Origin of the sequence: Saccharothrix sp., assembly GCF_031180885.1 — a bacterium.
In the GTDB taxonomy this organism is placed as follows: Bacteria; Actinomycetota; Actinomycetes; order Mycobacteriales; family Pseudonocardiaceae; genus Actinosynnema.
In genome coordinates, this window is sequence record NZ_JAPSLK010000094.1 from 1 (window position 1) to 17,432 (window position 17,432).

The following is a 17,432-nucleotide window of genomic DNA, read 5'->3' on the forward strand; positions in this document are numbered from 1 at the left end:
GGCCTGGGCGCAGCCCAACCACGCTTCGGTCCTTTCCGCAACCACGCTTTACCGGTTGCGGAAAGGACCGAAGCGTGGTTGCCTCCGGCAGGCCGTACGGGGGACGAACCGACGCCCTTCCACCCCCCGGGGGCCTGCCGCGCGGCGAGCGCCGCTTGTAGCTTTTGATCTTTCAAGCTTTTGATCTTGAGAGCGCGCAGCGCGTCCGCTTGAGAGCGCGCAGCGCGGCTTCTAGAGCGCGGAGCGCGTTCCTCCTCCAGTAGCGCGGAGCGCGTTGCGTGACCACGCGCGAAGCGTGGAGTTGAGCGCGTAAGCGCGACTCTAAAGATCGAAAGCGCCTCGCCGGCGGGCGAGCCGCCAAGGATGACACAACTACAACTGCGGGGGCTTCTTGCTTGTGTCATCCCCGCATGGCCCGGCAAAGCCGACCACAGATTTCCCGGGTGCCGCTGAAAACTTTTGCTCGTTCCTCGCAAAACTTTTTGGCGGCACCCGGGAAATCTGTGGTAGCCCTTCGGGCGGGCCATACGGGGATGACACAAGCAAGAAGCCCGGGTTGGGGTGTGTGCCCCGGCGGCACTGCCCGACGGCGCTGCGCGCCGGAAAGCGGGCGCTGCGCGCCGAAGAGCAGGGCGGTGCGCGCCGAAGAGCAGGGCGCTGCGCGCCGAAGAGCAGGGCGCTGCGCGCCGAAGAGCAGGGCGCTGCGCGCCGAAAGCGGAGAGCGGGTGTGCGGAAAAGGGAGAGTGGGTGTGCCGAAAGCGGAGAGAGGGGTGGGCTGGGTGGTCAGGCTCGGTGGCCGCCGATTCGGTCGGTGAGGGCGTCGGCGGTTTGGCGGACCTCGGTCGCGAGCTCCGGCCAGGTTTCCCCGCACTCGACATCGCACACGTGGCGGAAGGTGACCGTGATCGCGGCGATGGGGCGTTCGCCGTGGTCGAAGACGGGGGCGGCCACGGAGGCGAAACCTTCCGTCACATAGCCGTCCTCCACGGCCCAGCCCCGGCGGCGTTCCGCCGTCAGCAACCGGCGCAGTGCGGGCAGGTTGCGGGGGCCTCGGCCGGTTCGGTCGACGAAGGTGGCCACGCCTGGGAACAAGGCTCTGACTTGGGCGTTTGGTAGAAAAGCCAGCATTGCCCGACCCGAAGCGGTCAGGTGGGACGGTAGGCGGACGCCCACGTCCGACACGATCGTGGACGGGTGTCGGGGCTGCTCGCGGAGCAGGTACAGAGCCTCAGCGCCGTGCAGCACGCCCAGGTGCGCGGTTCGGCCCACGGAGTCGACCAGGCGGCGGAGCAACGGCCTTGCCAGGCGTTCCAACGGGTCGTGGCGCAAGTACGCGGAGCCCAGTTCGAACGCTGCCACGCCCAGGCCGTAGCGTCGTTCCTCCGGGAAGTGCGTGGCGAAGCCCGCCTCCGCCAACTCCGCCAGCAGGTGGTACGTCGTGGACCGGGGCAGGGACAGCTCGCGGGCCACCGCCGCCGCCGACAGCGGGCCCGGTCGGCTGGCCAGCAGGCGCAGCACGGCCAAGCCCCGGCGCAACGCCGGCACGTCGCTGCTGGAACCCACGAAACCCATTCTCAACAAACCGGTGGCAGCGCGCATTGGAGGGGTATGACGACCAGCTTCGAGGACTTCGTGGCCGGCCAGGTCACCCCGTTGCTGCGCTACGCCACCGTGCTGACCGGCGACCCGCACCTCGCCCAGGACGTGGTGCAGGAGTGCCTGCTGCGCGCGCAACAGCGGTGGGGGCGCATCGGTGGGCTCGACGCGCCGGCGGCGTACCTGAAGCGGATGGTCACCAACGAGTTCCTCTCGTGGCGCCGCCGCCTCAAACCGCACGTGCCGCTGTCCGACGTCGACCCGCGCACCGACGACCCCACCGACCACTACGACGTGCGCGACGCGATGCTGCACGCCATCTCCAAGCTGCCGCGCAAACAGCGGGCGGCGGTCGTGTTGCGCTACTACGAGGGCTACGACGACCGCGAGATCGCGACCACCCTCGGCTGTTCCCAGACCACCGTCCGCAGCCACATCTCCCGCGCGCTGGCGACCCTGCGCGCGGTCGACCGGGTGAAGGAGGCACTGTGACCGACCTCGAGAGGACCGACACCGAGAGCCTGATCCGCGACGCGCTGCTGCGCCAGGCCGAGCGCACCCCGCCACCCGGCGGCGTCCTCGCCGCGCTGCGCCGGCCGCGCCGCAGCCGCAAACCCCTGTTCCTGGCGCTGGCCACGGCCGCGACCGCCACGGCGGTGGCCGTCGCCGTCACCGCCATCCCCCGGACCACCGTGACCGCCGACGCGCCGGTCGCCGGGCAGTCCTCGAAGGAAACCCCGGTCCCGACCACGACGAGCGCGGCTCCCGACGGGACGTTGTCGCTGGAGTTCTCCGTGTCCTGGGTCCCGGACGGGCTGACCGAGCGCCACCGCACCTTCACCGACACCGGCATCCAGCGCATGTGGGGCGAGACCATGGGGCTGAGCGGGAAGTCCGTCCGGTTCGAGGTTCGCCCCGACGACGCCCTGCCCGGCACGGCCACCGACCCGGTGAACGGCGCGCCGGCCTCGCTCACCGAGCACACCATCCACTGGAAGCTCGGCGGGCGGCTGCTGAGCGCCGACATCCAGGGCGTGGCCGACGGGCCGGCCGCGCTGCGCCGGTTCGCCGAGAACGTCCGGCCCGACCCGACCCGGTTCACGCCGCCGGTCCGCGCCGAGGGCCTCACGTCCTTGAACTACCTCGTGATGGACTCGGGCGACTGGACGGTCGGCGGGGTCGTCGAGGACGGCGGGAAGAAGTACAGCGTGGGCCTGGCGACCAAGAACACCACCGCGCTGTGGCCGATCACCACGACGACCCAGCACACGGTCCTGGGTCACCCGGCGGTGTACGAGGACGGCCGGTACAGCTCGCTGACCGTCACCCTCGCGCCCCAGCGGCTGCTCGGCGTCTCGACCCTCAAGGACGTGCACGTCCCGGCGGAGGAGCTGGCCGCCGTGCTGGAGAAGGTCGAGTACGAGCTGAACCCGGACATGTCCTGGGTCGGCCGCTAGGCACCCTGTCTGGGATACCAGACACGATCGGCCCGCTCCGGCTCGTGCGGAGCGGGCCGCCGCGTTGTGATGGTGCACATGCAGCAACCGGTGCACCTGGGTCCGAAGCCCCTGACCCGCGAGGACGTCCACGCCGTCGCCCGCGGCGACGCGCCCGTGGCGCTCACGGACGCGGCCCGCGAGGCGGTCACCACCGCCCGTGCGCACATCGAGCGCCTGGCGACGGCCGAAAAGCCCACCTACGGCGTCTCGACGGGGTTCGGCGCGCTGGCGGTGCGGCACATCCCGCCGGACCGCCGCGCGGCCCTCCAGCAGTCCCTGGTCCGCTCGCACGCCGCGGGAGCCGGGCCGGAGGTGGAGCGCGAGGTCGTCCGCGCGCTCGTCCTGCTCCGGCTGAAGACCCTGGCCAGCGGTCACACCGGCGTCCGGTTGGAGACCGCCGAGGCGATGGCCGCGATGCTCAACGCGGGCATCACGCCGGTCGTGCACGAGTTCGGCTCGCTGGGCTGCTCGGGCGACCTGGCCCCGCTGTCCGCCGCGGCCCTCGCGCTCACCGGCGAGGGGTACGTGCGGGACGCGTCCGGTGAACTCGTCACCGCCGCCGACGCCCTCAAGCAGGCCGGCATCACCCCGGTGAAGCTGGCCGAGAAGGAAGGGCTGGCGCTGATCAACGGCACCGACGGCATGCTGGGCATGCTGGTGCTGGCGATCAAGGACCTGCACCACCTGCTCGACGTGGCCGACCTGACCGCCGCCATGAGCGTCGAGGCCCTGCTGGGCACCGACCGCGTGTTCGCCGCCGACCTGCACGCACTGCGCCCGCACCCCGGCCAGGGCCGCAGCGCCCGCCGCATGGCCGAACTGCTGGCCGGCTCGGAGATCATGGAGAGCCACCGCGGCCCGGACTGCACCCGCGTCCAGGACGCCTACTCGCTGCGCTGCTCGCCGCAGGTGCACGGCGCGGCCCGGGACACCGTGGCCTACGCCGAGACCGTCGCCGACCGCGAACTGGCCTCGTCGATCGACAACCCGGTGGTGCTGCCGGACGGCCGGGTCGAGTCCAACGGCAACTTCCACGGCGCGCCCGTCGCGTACGTGCTGGACTTCCTGGCCATCCCGGTCGCGGACGTGGCGAGCATCGCCGAGCGCCGCACCGACCGGATGCTGGACGTCAACCGCTCGCACGGCCTCCCGCCGTTCCTGGCCGACGACCCGGGCGTGGACTCCGGCCACATGATCGCCCAGTACACCCAGGCCGCGATCGTGTCCGAGCTGAAGCGCCTGGCCGTGCCCGCGTCCGTCGACTCCATCCCGAGCAGCGCGATGCAGGAGGACCACGTCTCCATGGGCTGGTCCGCCGCGCGCAAGCTGCGCAAGGCCGTGGACGGGCTGCGGACCGTGCTGGCCATCGAGTTCCTGACCGCCGCCCGCGCGCTCGACCTGCGCGCACCCCTGAAGCCGGCGCCGGCGACCGCCGCGGCCGTGGCCAAGCTCCGCGAGGTCGTCCCGGGCCCTGGCCCGGACCGCCACCTGGCGCCCGAGATCGCCGCCGCCGAAGACCTGATCCGAAGTGGAGCCCTCTGATGGTGCAAGCCGACCGTGGCACGCAGTTGACCGCCCGCAACTGGCAGACCGAGGCCGCGCTGCGGATGTTCCACAACAACCTCGACCCGGCCGTCGCCGAGCGCCCCGAGGACCTGGTGGTCTACGGCGGCACCGGCAAGGCCGCCCGCGACTGGCCGAGCTTCCACGCGATCAGCCGGGAGCTGGCGTCGCTCAAGGATGACGAGACGCTGCTGGTGCAGTCCGGCCGTCCCGTCGGCGTGATGCGGACCCACGAGTGGGCGCCGCGGGTGCTGATCGCCAACTCGAACCTGGTGCCGGACTGGGCGAACTGGCCCGAGTTCCGCCGCCTGGAGGCCGAGGGCCTGACCATGTACGGCCAGATGACGGCCGGCTCGTGGATCTACATCGGCACCCAGGGCATCCTCCAGGGCACCTACGAGACCTTCGCGGCCGTGGCGCGCAAGCGGTTCGGCGGCACGTTGAAGGGCACGCTGACCGTCACCGCGGGCTTGGGCGGCATGGGTGGCGCGCAGCCGCTGGCCGTCACCATGAACGAGGGTGTCGCGTTGTGCGTCGAGGTCGACCGGCAGCGCGCCGAGCGCCGCGTGGAGACCCGCTACCTGGACGAGATCGCCGACGACATCGACGACGCGATCGCCCGCTGCCTCAAGGCGAAGGCCGAGGGCCGCGCGCTGTCCGTGGGCCTGATCGGCAACGCCGCCGAGGTGCTGCCCGAGTTGCTGCGCCGCGAGGTGCCGGTGGACGTCGTCACCGACCAGACCTCCGCGCACGACCCGCTGGCGTACCTGCCCAAGGGCGTGTCGGTCGAGGACTGGCACGACTACGCGGAGAAGAAGCCGGACGAGTTCACCGACCGGTCCCGCGAGTCCATGGCCGAGCACGTCGAGGCGATGGTCGGCTTCCAGGACCGGGGCGCCGAGGTGTTCGACTACGGCAACTCCATCCGCGGCGAGGCCAAGCTGGGCGGCTACGACCGGGCGTTCGACTTCCCCGGCTTCGTCCCCGCCTACATCCGGCCGCTGTTCTGCGAGGGCAAGGGACCCTTCCGCTGGGCGGCGCTGTCCGGCGACCCGGCCGACATCGCCAAGACCGACCGGGCGATCCTGGAGCTGTTCCCGGAGAACGAGCAGCTCGCGCGGTGGATCAAGATGGCCGGCGAGCGGGTCGAGTTCCAGGGCCTGCCCGCGCGGATCTGCTGGCTGGGCTACGGCGAGCGGCACCTGGCGGGCCTGAAGTTCAACGAGATGGTGGCCTCGGGCGAGCTGTCCGCGCCGATCGTGATCGGCCGCGACCACCTCGACTGCGGGTCGGTGGCCTCGCCGTACCGGGAGACCGAGGCGATGGCCGACGGCTCGGACGCGATCGCGGACTGGCCGCTGCTCAACGCCCTGGTCAACACCGCCTCCGGCGCGACCTGGGTGTCGATCCACCACGGCGGCGGCGTCGGCATCGGCCGGTCCATCCACGCCGGCCAGGTGACGGTCGCGGACGGGACCCCGTTGGCGGCGCAGAAGATCGAGCGGGTGCTGACCAACGACCCGGGCATGGGCGTGATCCGGCACGTGGACGCGGGCTACCCGGAGGCGTCGGCGGTCGCGGCGGCCAAGGGCGTGCACATCCCGATGGCGCACCATGACTGACCTCGCGGACATCGCGTCGGTCGGCCGGGACGCCCGGCGCGGCGGCTACTCCCGGCACGGCTTCGACCGCGCGGAGGTCGAGCTGCGGCAGTGGTTCACCGAGGAGGCCGCGCGGCGCGGGCTGGACGTGGTGCCCGACCGCAACGGCAACCTGTGGGCGTGGTGGGGCAAGCCGGGGCCGGACGCGGTCGTCACCGGCAGCCACCTGGACTCCGTGCCCGGCGGCGGCGCGTTCGACGGCCCGTTGGGCGTGGTCTCGGCGCTCCAGGCCGTGGACGCGTTGCGGGCTCGTGGTTTCCGGCCCTCGAAGCCGATCGCGGTCGTCGTGTTCGTGGAGGAGGAGGGCGGGCGCTTCGGCGTCGCCTGCCTCGGGTCGCGGCTGATGACCGGGGCTGTCTCGCCGGAAGCGGCGTGCAAGCTGACCGATCCGGACGGGGTGTCGTTCGGCGAGGCCGCGCACAAGGCCGGGTTCGACCCGTTGCGGATGGGCCGGGACGAGCAGGCGCTGCGGCAGATCGGGCAGTTCGTGGAGCTGCACGTCGAGCAGGGGCGCGGGTTGGACGTGCCGGTGGGGCTCGCGTCGTCGATCCTGGCGCACGGGCGGTGGCGGTTCACGTTCACCGGCGAGGGCAACCACGCCGGGGCCACGCTCATCGAGGACCGGCGCGACCCGATGCTCCCCGCCTCCCAGCTCGTGCTGGCGGCGCGGCGGGCGGCGACCGGTGGTGCGCGGGCGACCGTGGGCCGGATCGTGCCGAACCCCGGTGGCACCAACGTGATCGCGTCCTCGGTCGACGTGTGGCTGGACGCCCGCGCCGCCGACGACGCCCGCACGCGGGAGGTCGTGGAGGCGATCAGCGAAGCGGCCCACGCGGCGGCGGTCGAGGAAGGCTGCGAAGTGCGGGTCACCGAGGAGTCCTACGGTGACACGGTGCACTTCGACAGCGCGCTGCGGAACGAGATCTCCGGTGTGCTGGGCGGTGTCCCGGCCCTGCCGACCGGTGCGGGCCACGACGCGGGCATCCTCGCCGGGCACGTCCCGACCGCGATGCTGTTCGTGCGCAACCCGACCGGCGTGAGCCACGCGCCGGAGGAGCACGCGGAACCCGACGACTGCGCGGCCGGTGTGGTCGCGCTCGCCTCGACGCTGGAGCACCTGGCGCGATGAAGAGCTTCTGGTGCGAGCGGGCGTGGCTGCCGGGCGGCGTCGCGTCCCGCGTGCTGGTCCGGGCGGACCGGGGGCGGATCGCGTCCGTGTCCACTGTGGACACGATCCCGTTGGGCTGCGAGCGCCTGTACGGCATGGTGTTCCCCGGGTTCGCCAACGCCCATTCGCACGCGTTCCACCGCGGCCTGCGCGGCCGGACGCATGGCGACGGCGGCACGTTCTGGACGTGGCGCGACCGCATGTACGACCTGGCGTCGTCGTTGACGCCGGACTCGTACCTGCGGCTCGCGCGGGCCGTGTACGCCGAGATGGCGGTGGCCGGCGTGACGGCGGTGGGGGAGTTCCACTACCTGCACGACGGCGGCAACGAGATGGGCGAGGCGCTGCGCCAGGCCGCGCTGGACGCCGGCATCCGGATCACCCTGTTGGACGCTTGCTACCTGGCCGGTGGCATCGGGCAACCGGTGCGCGGTGTGCAGGAGCGGTTCTCCGACGGCACCGGCGAGAAGTGGGCCGCCAGGGTCGCTGACCTGCGCGAGGACGACAACACCCGGGTCGGCGCGGCCATCCACTCGGTGCGCGCTGTGCCACGTGAAACGTTGTCGCTGGTAGCGGGGGCGTTCCCCGAACGGCCGCTGCACGTCCACCTGTCGGAGCAACCGGCGGAGAACCAGGCGTGCCTCGACGCCTACGGCCTGACGCCCACGGAGTTGCTGGCGGAGGCGGGGGCTCTGTCGCCGCGGCTGACCGCCGTGCACGCCACTCATCTGTCCACTTCGGACATTTCGGCGCTGGGTTCTCACGGTGTGGGCGCGTGTTTCTGCCCCACCACGGAAGCGGACCTGGCCGACGGCATCGGCCCGGCCCGGGAACTGGTCGACGCGGGCAGCCCGCTGTCGCTGGGCAGCGACCAGCACGCGGTGGTCGACCCGCTGCTGGAAGCACGCGGCTTGGAGCACGGCGAGCGCCTGCGCACCGGTCAACGTGGCCGGTTCGCACCGGCGGAACTGGTGGCGGCGCTGACCAACCACGCCGCGCTCGGCTGGGACGCCGGGCGCATCGAGGTCGGGATGCCGGCCGACCTCGTGGCGGTGCGGATGGACTCGGTCCGCACGGCCGGGTGCACGGACGAGCAGGTCGTGCTGGCCGCCACCGCGTCCGACGTGTCGGTCGTGGTGTCCGGTGGCAAGGTCGTGGCGCGGAACGGGGTCCACGAGACCCTTGGCGACGTGGGCAGGCTGTTGACGGAGGCGCTGTGAGCACCCTCATCACCAACATCGGCGAGCTGACGACCAACGACCCGGACCTGGGCCGGCTCACCGACGCCGCCCTGGTCCTGGCGGACGGCGTGGTCGCCTGGGTAGGTCCCGCTTCCAGCGCGCCGGCCGCCGACACCCGGGTGGACGTCGAGCTTCGGGCCGTGCTGCCGGGGTGGGTGGACAGTCACACGCACCTGGTGTTCGCGGGCGACCGCACCGCCGAGTTCGCGGCCCGCATGGCCGGGAAGCCTTACACCGCAGGCGGTATCGCGACGACGGTGAACGCCACCCGGGCCGCCTCGGACGACGAGTTGTCGGCGGTGATCGCGCGGCACGTGGCCGAGGCGGTCGCGCAGGGCACCACGTACGTCGAGACCAAGACCGGTTACGGCTTGACGGTGGCCGACGAGGTCCGGTCCGCGCGCATCGCGGGGGAGCACGCCGACGAGGTGACGTTCCTGGGTGCGCACCTGGTGCCGCCTGGTGCCGACGCGGACGAGTACGTGGCCCTGGTCGCCGGCGAGATGCTGGACGCGGTCGCGCCTTTCGTGCGGTGGGCGGACGTGTTCTGCGAGCGGGGTGCGTTCGATGAGGACCAGTCCCGCACGGTTCTGAAAGCCGCCGCTTTTAAGGGCTTGGGCCTGCGCGTGCACGGCAATCAGCTCGGCGAGGGTCCCGGCGTGCGGCTGGCGGTCGAGCTGGGGGCGGCGAGCGTCGACCACTGCACTTACCTGTCCACTTCGGACATCGACGCGCTGGCGGGCTCGAACACCATCGCGACCTTGCTGCCCGCGTGCGACCTGTCCACCCGCCAGTCCTTGCCGCCGGCGCGGGAATTGCTGGACGCGGGTGCCACGGTGGCGCTGGCGAGCAACTGCAACCCGGGCAGCTCGTACACGACGTCGATGGCGTACTGCGTGACGACGGCGGTGCTCCAGATGCACATGTCCGTGGAGGAGGCGGTTTATGCCGCCACCCGAGCCGGCGCGCTGGCGCTGGACCGCGCCGACATCGGGCACCTCGCGGTGGGCGCGCGGGCGGACGTCCACGTGCTCGACGCGCCCAGCGCGACCCACCTGGCCTACCGCCCGGGCGTGCCGTTGACGCACGCCGTGTGGCGGAAGGGAGAACGCGTCCGGTAGGCCCGACCCTCGCCGGGCCTACCGGAGTGCGTCAGCGCACGATCTCGATCTCCCGCTCGTCGTAGATCGTCCCGTAGCTCGGGGTGTTCAGGCTGCCCCGTGCCCACGTGACGCCCTTGCGGAACGGCTCCTCGTAGGCGGTGGCGATCAGTTCGACGGTCTGGGCGCCACCGGTGCAGGACGGGATGTAGTGCGAGTCGCCACCGCGGGCGATGTCGCCGCCCGAGCGCTGCACCAGGTCGATGCCGACGTACGCGGGCTGGCCCGGCGTGCACACGACCGTCACGGACACGCGGACGACCGCGCCGCGCGCATCCAGGGTCGCCGGCGACTCGACTCTGACCGCGCCCACCGACGGCGACTGGGCGGCTACGTCGGCGCTGCCGGGCAGGACGGACGCGAACACGGCCGCGCCGGCCACGGCCACCACGGCGGCGATCTTCGGGAACGTCTTCACAGGATCTCCTTCTCTGGCGGATGAGGTGGAGCAGCCAGGCCCGCGAACAGCCCGGCGGTCAGGAGGACGACGGGCAGGTGCCACAGGAAGTCGAACCCGCTGTGCACCACGAGGACCGCCAGCGCGGCCACGGCTCCCGCCCACGGCCCGGGCGCCCGCCGCCGCACGGTGAGCACCACCGCGACCAGCAGGAAGGCCACCAGGCCGAGTCCGATCACGCCCAACTCGACGAGCACCTGCACGTACTCGTTGTGGACGTACCGCATGACGCGCGCGTCCCCGTCCGCCCGCGTCCACACGAACCACCCGCGCCCCGGACCGACCCCGGTCAGCGGGTGCGCGGCGACCAGCCGCAGGGCGGCGTCCAACGCCCCCGCGCGGTCCGGCGAGGTCAACGACAGCCGCCCGGTCAGCAGCGACTCCAGGCGCGTGGCACCGAGCACCCCGGCGGCCACGCACCCGAGGGCCAACACGCCGACCCGTACCTTGGCGCTCGCACGCTCTAGCAGGTAGGCACCGGACGCACCCACCACGAGCCCGGCCACCGCGAGCAGCACCTGCGCCGGCCGGGCCGCCGGGAACGAGGGCGCCAGCGCGGCGAACGCGACCAACGCACCCACCGCCGGCGCGGCGAAGTCCTTGAGCACCTTCCGAGGCCCGGCCACCACACAGGCCACCACCAGCCCCACACCGAGCGCGATCACCCCGGCCCGGCTGAGCGTCGCACCCAACCCGACCAGCAGCAGGCACACGACCGGGGCCTGCTTACCGCCGACCACGGCGAACACGGCCAACGCGGCCAGCAACGCGGCGGCAGCGTTGGGGTAGGTCAACGTCGAGGAGCCCCGAACCAACCCATCAGCCACCACCGACCACGAGGGAACCCGCCACACCACGGAGCCCCACCCGGTGACTGCGACGGCCACCCCGACCCAAACGAGGACGTCCCCGCACAACTCCCGCGCCCTCGACCCGCGCACCACCACGACCCCGGCGAGGAAGCACCCGACCGCCGCGACCACAGGCAGGCCGGTCACCAGACTCCCCGCGAGCCCGCCCCGGACAAGCGCCCACAACGCCAACGCTCCACAGGCCCACATCACCGGCCCGCGAAGCAAGTCCCGATCAGCCCGGGCGGCGAGCACCAGCGCGGTCCCGGCCAGCACCCCGGACAACACCCGTCCGGGCAGGTAGTACCCGCCCTGCGCCACCACGGCAGCGGCGACGGCCCCGAGGAGCAGCAGGACGTGCGGCGCTAAGGCAACATCGCCACGAGCGGCGACGCGCGCGCTGACACCCCCCATGCAAGGCCCTCCCCAGCCTCGACCTCGCCACCGGAGCAGCGGGTTGCGGGGATCGTAGCCGTCGAATCGCCCGATCGGGGTTCATTGCGGACAACGGCACGCGATGGAACGGCGGCGTCGGCGTCCCCTAGCGTGGGCGCATGACTTCCCGTGGTCTTGGTGCCACCCCAGGGCAATTGGCTTCGGCGGCGCGGGCTTGCCCGGTGTTCGCCGCCGCACGGACACTGGCCGACTGGGTCGGGACCGGCCGGGAGGTCACCACCCGGCTCGTCCTGAAACCCGCCGCCGCGGTCGAGGCGTGCGACCTGCTCGGCATCGAGCCGCCGTCCCGCAAGCCCCGCAGCGCACTGGACATCCCTCCGCTCATGACGGTGTGGGCGGTTGCGGTCACCGCGGAGCTCATCGAGGTGACCCGCGGAAAAGCAGTGCCCGGACCCGCCCTCGCGACGTGGGACGAGCGAGCGGAGGACGTGCTGGACGCGTGGATCCGCTGCGCGCAGGAAGCCTTCGGGCTGGTGGACGAGATGTACGACGACGACATGGCCCACCTCGCCGTGCTGGCCACCCTCCACGAGAACGCCGACGCCGTGCCGTTCGACGACCTGAGCCGGTCCATCGAAGAGGTCTGCGGCACCGAGGGCTTCCTGCTCGGCGCCGACCGCGTGAGCGCCTCCACGATCGCTGCGCGGCTGGCCGAGTTCGGCATCGTCGTCCCGGGGGAGGACGACGTCGAACCGACACCCCTCGGCCGTCACTTCACCGACGTGGTGTTCCGCCAAGGCGCACCGGCCGCCGACGTCGACGCCGAGGCGTTGATCGGCTCCGTGAGCGGTCTGCCGCCGAGGCTCGCGGTGCTGCTGTCCCGTCCGTGGCTGTCGTCGCGCGGTCCCGGGGCGGCTGCCCGCGAACTGCTCGCCGCCGCCGCGCGCGCGACCGGTGAGCGGCGCCTCACCGCCATCGCCCTGACCGACGAATGCGGTCCGGAGGCGGAACCCGCGTGGCGCGAGTGGGTGCGGGATGACGGTCTCGGCGCCTATGCGCGGAGCCGGCTGGCGGACTGGGCCGGCGCGGAGCCGACAGCGGAGGACAGGGCGTGGCTGACGGTGGACACCGTGGTCACCGCTCTGGACGTGCTGCCACCGGAACTGCCCACCGTGCTGGTGGTCGAGGCGGCGTGGGCGCGCATCGGCGGCGATCCGTCCCGGGTCGTGCCGCTGCTCGCGAACTCCGGCCACCCCGACGCGCCCCGACTGGTGGCACTGCTGACCGCCGACCCGCTGGACCCGGTCGTGCGCACGGCCGGCCCGCCGCCACCGCGCCCCGACCGCGCCGGCGTCGGGTACGAGCTGGAAGTCCGCCTGTGCGAGGTGGCGGACCCGCCCGTCCGGCGACGGCTGGAAGTCCCCGCCGACCTCACCCTCGACCGGCTCCACGAGGTCGTCCAGGCCGCGATGGGCTGGGAGAACGCCCACATGCACGTGTTCGCCCACCGCACGGGCCACTACGGCGCACCGGACCCCGAGCTGGGCCACCAGGACGAGGCGGCCGTGGCGGTGTCCCGGGTGCTCGCCGAGGTGGGGGACCGGATCCGCTACACCTACGACTTCGGCGACGGCTGGGACCACGACATCACGCTGAAGAACATCGTCCCGGTCGGCGACCCGGTGTGCACCGATGGGGAGGGCGCGTGCCCGCCGGAGGACTGCGGCGGTCCGTGGGGCTACGAGGACCTGAAGGCCACGCTCGCCGACCCGGCCGCCGAGGGCCACGCCGACCTGCTCGACTGGCTGGGCCTGACCGCGGCCGCGGACTTCGACCCGGCCCGTTTCTCCACCGAGGACGTCAACCGCGCGCTCAGCCGCCTGGCCTGACAACGGCGAGAGGGGCACCCGCCGTGGCGGATGCCCCTCTCGCCGTTCGGACCGCTCAGTCCTCGAAGTCGTCCTCGTCGTCGCGCGCCAGGTAGGTGGCCAGGCGCTCGACGGCCGTCTCGAACTCCGGGTTCGCGTCCACGAAGGCGCGGAGGCGGTCGGCCAGCCACGCGAGGGAGACTTCCTCCTCGCCCCGGCGGGCCTCCAGCTCCTCGATGCCGCGATCGGTGAAGTACATCGCGGCCTACTCGAACGCCTTCGCGATCAGCTCGCGCTGCTCGACCTCGTGGACCTTGGACGAGCCCGCCGACGGCGCGGCCATCGGGCGGCGGGACACGCGCTTGAGGTTGAAGCGGGTGGGCAGGAGTTCCGGCAGGGCCAGGCCCAGGAACGGCCAGGCGCCCTGGTTCGCGGGCTCCTCCTGGACCCAGCGCAGCTCGGTCGCGTTCGGGTAGCGCTCCAGCGCCTCCGTCAGCTTCCGCGCGGGCACCGGGTAGAGCTGCTCCAGGCGGACCACGGCGGTGTCGGTGCGGCCCAGCTTCTCCTGCTCCGCGACCAGCTCGTAGTACACCTTGCCGCTGCACAGCAGGACGCGCTTGACCGCCGCCGGGTCGGCCGCGCGGGCGTCGTCGATGACCGAGTTGAAGCGGTCCTCGACGAAGTCCTCGACCGGGGAGGTCGCGGCCTTCAGGCGCAGCATGGACTTCGGGGTGAAGACCACCAGCGGGCGGTTCACGCCGTCGAGGGCGTGGCGGCGCAGGAGGTGGAAGTAGTTCGCGGGGGTCGACGGGACCGCGATGGTCATCGAGCCCTCCGCGCACAGCTGGAGGAAGCGCTCGATGCGGCCGGACGTGTGGTCCGGGCCCTGGCCCTCGTGGCCGTGCGGGAGCAGCAGGACGACGTCCGAGCGCTGGCCCCACTTGGCCTCACCGGACGAGATGAACTCGTCGATGATCGGCTGGGCCCCGTTGACGAAGTCGCCGAACTGCGCCTCCCACAGCACCAGCGCGTCCGGGTTGGCCACCGAGTAGCCGTACTCGAAGCCCAGCGCCGCGAACTCCGACAGCACCGAGTCGTAGACCATGAACTTGCCCTGGTCCTCGGCGAGGTGCTGCAGCGGGGTGTACTCGTCGGACTTCTTGCGGTCCACCAGGGTGGCGTGCCGCTGCACGAACGTGCCGCGCCGCGAGTCCTGGCCGGCCAGGCGGACCGTGCGGCCCTCCAGCACCAGCGACCCGAACGCCAGCAGCTCGGCGAACGCCCAGTCGATGCCGCCCTCGCGGGCCATCTTCGCGCGCCGCTCCAGCACCGGCTTGACGCGCGGGTGCGGGGTGAAGCCCTCGGGCAGGTTCACGTGCGCGTCGGCGATCTTCTCGATCGTCTCGCGCGGGATGCCGGTCGGCAGCTTGGTCGGGACCTGCTGCTCGGCCTCCACCGACGGCGACGCCTTGATCGGGTGCTTCTCCAGCTCGCGCACCTCGTTGAAGACGTGCTCCAGCTGCGAGGAGAAGTCCTGGAGGGCCTTCTCGGCCTCCTCGACCGAGATGTCGCCGCGGCCGATCAGCGACTCGGTGTAGATCTTGCGCACCGAGCGCTTGGTGTCGATCACGTCGTACATCGCCGGCTGCGTCATCGAGGGGTCGTCGCCCTCGTTGTGGCCGCGGCGGCGGTAGCAGACCATGTCGATCACGACGTCCTTGTTGAACGCCTGCCGGTAGTCCACCGCCAGCTTCGCGACCCAGTAGCACGCCTCCGGGTCGTCGCCGTTGACGTGGAAGACCGGCGCGCCGATCATCTTCGCCACGTCGGTGGAGTACTTCGACGACCGCGAGTGCTCGGGCGCGGTGGTGAAGCCGACCTGGTTGTTCACCACAACGTGCACGGTGCCACCGGTGCGGTAGCCGCGCACGAGGGCGAGGTTCAGGGTCTCGGCCACGACGCCCTGGCCGGCGAACGCGGCGTCGCCGTGCAGCGCGACCGGCAGCACGGTGAAGCCCTCGCCGCCCTTGTCCAGCATGTCCTGCTTGGCCCGGACGATGCCCTCCAGCACCGGGTCCACGGCCTCCAGGTGCGACGGGTTCGCGGTCAGCGACACCTTGGTCTCGCCGTCGCCGAACATCCGGAAGTACTTGCCCTCGGCGCCCAGGTGGTACTTCACGTCGCCGGAGCCGTGCGCCTGGCCCGGGTCGAGGTTGCCCTCGAACTCGCGGAAGATCTGCGAGATCGGCTTGCCGACGATGTTGGCCAGGACGTTCAGCCGGCCGCGGTGCGGCATGCCGATGACGACCTCGTCCAGCTCGTGCTCGGCGGCCTTGTCCAGCACCGCGTCCAGCAGCGGGATGACCGTCTCGCCGCCTTCGAGCGAGAACCGCTTCTGGCCGACGTACTTGGTCTGCAGGAACGTCTCGAACGCCTCGGCCGCGTTGAGCTTCGACAGGATGTACTTCTGCACGGTGGCCGGCGGCTTCTCGTGCGGCACCTCGACGCGCTCCTGGATCCAGAGGCGCTCCTCCGGGTCCAGGATGTGCATGTACTCGACGCCGACCGTGCGGCAGTACGAGTTGCGCAGCACGCCCAGGATGTCGCGCAGCTTCATCCGCTCCTGGCCCGCGAACCCGCCGACCGGGAACTCCCGGTCCAGGTCCCACAGGGTCAGGCCGTGCGACAGGACGTCGAGGTCCTGGTGGCTGCGCTGGCGGTAGTTCAGCGGGTCCGTGTCGGCCATCAGGTGGCCGCGGGTGCGGAACGCGTCGATCAGCTCGATGACCCGAGCCGTCTTGTCGACCGCGCCCTCGGGGATGTCGGCGACCCAGCGGATCGGCTCGTAGGGCAGCCGCAGCGACGTGAAGACGTCGTCGTAGAAGCCGTCCTCGCCCAGCAGCAGCTGGTGGATGCGCTTGAGGAACTCGCCGGACTCCGCGCCCTGGATGATGCGGTGGTCGTAGGTCGAGGTCAGCGTGATGATCTTGCTGACGCCCATCTCGACCAGGGCCTGCTCGCTGGTGCCCTGGAAGTGGGCGGGGTACTCCATCGCGCCGACGCCGATGATCGCGCCCTGGCCGGCGGTCAGGCGCGGCACCGAGTGGTTGGTGCCGATCGTGCCCGGGTTGGTCAGCGAGATCGTGGTGCCGGAGAAGTCCTCGGTGGTCAGCGAGCCGGACCGGGCCTTGCGGATCAGGTCCTCGTAGGCCTGCCAGAACTGCGTGAACGTCATGTTCTCGCAGCCCTTGATGGAGGCCACCACGAGCGAGCGGGAGCCGTCCTTGCCGGGCAGGTCGATGGCGAGGCCGAAGTTCACGTGCTCGGGCGTGACCACGAACGGCTTGCCGTCGACCTCGGCGTAGTGCCGGTTCATGTTCGGGTACGCCTGGAGCGCCCGCACCACCGCGTAGCCGATCAGGTGGGTGAAGGAGACCTTCCCACCGCGGGTCCGCTTGAGGTGGTTGTTGATCACGATGCGGTTGTCGGCCAGCAGCTTCGCGGGCACGGCGCGCACGCTCGTCGCGGTCGGGACGGTGAGCGACAGCTCCATGTTCTTCGCGATGGCCGCCGCCGCGCCGCGCAGCTGCTTCTGCTCCGCGCCCGCCGAGGGCTGCACCGGCGTGGCCTTGGCGGCCTGCGCGGGCGCCGGCTTCGCGGGAGCGGCCTGCTGCGGCTTCGCTGCGGGCTTGGCGGGCTGGGGCTTGGTCGCGGTGGCCGTGGGGGCCGCCGTGCCGTTGTCGGTGGCCGCGGTGGTGGTCCCGGCCGCCGCCGTGGCCGTGCCGTTGCCCGACCGCTGCGTCGACTTGTAGTCGGCGAAGAAGTCGTGCCAGGCCGGGTCTACGGACGACGGGTCGGCGAGGAACTGCTCGTACATCTCCTCGACCAGCCACTCATTGGGGCCGAACTGTGAAGCAGGACTGCTGCTGGACACGGCTGGCGCTCGCCTCTATCCATCTCGCTCTTGGTAAT

13 protein-coding genes are annotated in these 17,432 nt (G+C 72.0%); 8 read left to right on the forward strand and 5 right to left on the reverse strand.

Annotated features, from left to right (window positions below; translation table 11 throughout):
- Positions 1-783 precede the first annotated feature (783 nt).
- A complete protein-coding gene (locus tag RIN75_RS42555; RefSeq protein WP_309117791.1) occupies positions 784-1,563 on the reverse strand; it encodes an IclR family transcriptional regulator in 780 nt (259 codons plus the stop codon).
- Between the two features lie 45 nt (positions 1,564-1,608).
- Here RIN75_RS42555 and RIN75_RS42560 point away from each other — a divergent pair, with 45 nt between their 5' ends.
- From RIN75_RS42560 to hutI, 7 genes are all read left to right on the forward strand, one after another.
- Complete coding sequence (locus RIN75_RS42560; protein WP_309117792.1) at positions 1,609-2,088, forward strand: SigE family RNA polymerase sigma factor; 480 nt, start codon at positions 1,609-1,611, stop codon at positions 2,086-2,088.
- Positions 2,085-3,053 carry a hypothetical protein gene (locus tag RIN75_RS42565; protein WP_309117793.1) on the forward strand — a complete coding sequence of 323 codons (969 nt, stop codon included), beginning with the start codon at positions 2,085-2,087 and terminating at the stop codon, positions 3,051-3,053. Before RIN75_RS42560 ends, RIN75_RS42565 begins: the two co-directional genes overlap by 4 nt.
- Positions 3,054-3,131: 78 nt before the next feature.
- Entirely contained in the window at positions 3,132-4,637 is a 1,506-nt protein-coding gene (gene hutH / locus RIN75_RS42570) for a histidine ammonia-lyase (protein ID WP_309117794.1), read from the forward strand.
- Complete coding sequence (hutU, locus tag RIN75_RS42575; protein WP_309117795.1) at positions 4,637-6,280, forward strand: urocanate hydratase; 1,644 nt, start codon at positions 4,637-4,639, stop codon at positions 6,278-6,280. Before hutH ends, hutU begins: the two co-directional genes overlap by 1 nt.
- Positions 6,273-7,448 carry an allantoate amidohydrolase gene (locus RIN75_RS42580; RefSeq protein WP_309117796.1) on the forward strand — a complete coding sequence of 392 codons (1,176 nt, stop codon included), beginning with the start codon at positions 6,273-6,275 and terminating at the stop codon, positions 7,446-7,448. The genes hutU and RIN75_RS42580 overlap by 8 nt, the downstream gene beginning before the upstream one ends.
- A complete protein-coding gene (locus RIN75_RS42585; RefSeq protein WP_309117797.1) occupies positions 7,445-8,707 on the forward strand; it encodes a formimidoylglutamate deiminase in 1,263 nt (420 codons plus the stop codon). Before RIN75_RS42580 ends, RIN75_RS42585 begins: the two co-directional genes overlap by 4 nt.
- A complete protein-coding gene (hutI, locus tag RIN75_RS42590) occupies positions 8,704-9,849 on the forward strand; it encodes an imidazolonepropionase (protein WP_309117798.1) in 1,146 nt (381 codons plus the stop codon). The genes RIN75_RS42585 and hutI overlap by 4 nt, the downstream gene beginning before the upstream one ends.
- Before the next feature lie 31 nt (positions 9,850-9,880).
- On the opposite strand, the gene RIN75_RS42595 is transcribed toward hutI, so the two are convergent.
- Together RIN75_RS42595 and RIN75_RS42600 are read right to left on the reverse strand one after the other, a co-directional pair.
- Positions 9,881-10,306, reverse strand: coding sequence for a hypothetical protein (locus RIN75_RS42595; protein ID WP_309117799.1), 426 nt, complete (start codon positions 10,304-10,306; stop codon positions 9,881-9,883).
- Positions 10,303-11,610, reverse strand: a complete 1,308-nt coding sequence (locus RIN75_RS42600) for an O-antigen ligase family protein (protein ID WP_309117800.1) — start codon at positions 11,608-11,610, stop codon at positions 10,303-10,305. The genes RIN75_RS42595 and RIN75_RS42600 overlap by 4 nt, the downstream gene beginning before the upstream one ends.
- Positions 11,611-11,750: 140 nt before the next feature.
- Here RIN75_RS42600 and RIN75_RS42605 point away from each other — a divergent pair, with 140 nt between their 5' ends.
- Positions 11,751-13,481, forward strand: a complete 1,731-nt coding sequence (locus RIN75_RS42605) for a plasmid pRiA4b ORF-3 family protein (RefSeq protein WP_309117801.1) — start codon at positions 11,751-11,753, stop codon at positions 13,479-13,481.
- Between the two features lie 55 nt (positions 13,482-13,536).
- On the opposite strand, the gene RIN75_RS42610 is transcribed toward RIN75_RS42605, so the two are convergent.
- Together RIN75_RS42610 and RIN75_RS42615 are read right to left on the reverse strand one after the other, a co-directional pair.
- The gene (locus RIN75_RS42610) at positions 13,537-13,719 is read right to left on the reverse strand and encodes a DUF6104 family protein (RefSeq protein WP_309117802.1); all 183 of its coding nucleotides are present in this window, start codon (positions 13,717-13,719) and stop codon (positions 13,537-13,539) included.
- Positions 13,720-13,725: 6 nt separating this feature from the next.
- A complete protein-coding gene (locus tag RIN75_RS42615; RefSeq protein ID WP_309117803.1) occupies positions 13,726-17,394 on the reverse strand; it encodes a multifunctional oxoglutarate decarboxylase/oxoglutarate dehydrogenase thiamine pyrophosphate-binding subunit/dihydrolipoyllysine-residue succinyltransferase subunit in 3,669 nt (1,222 codons plus the stop codon).
- Between the last annotated feature and the right edge of the window lie 38 nt (positions 17,395-17,432).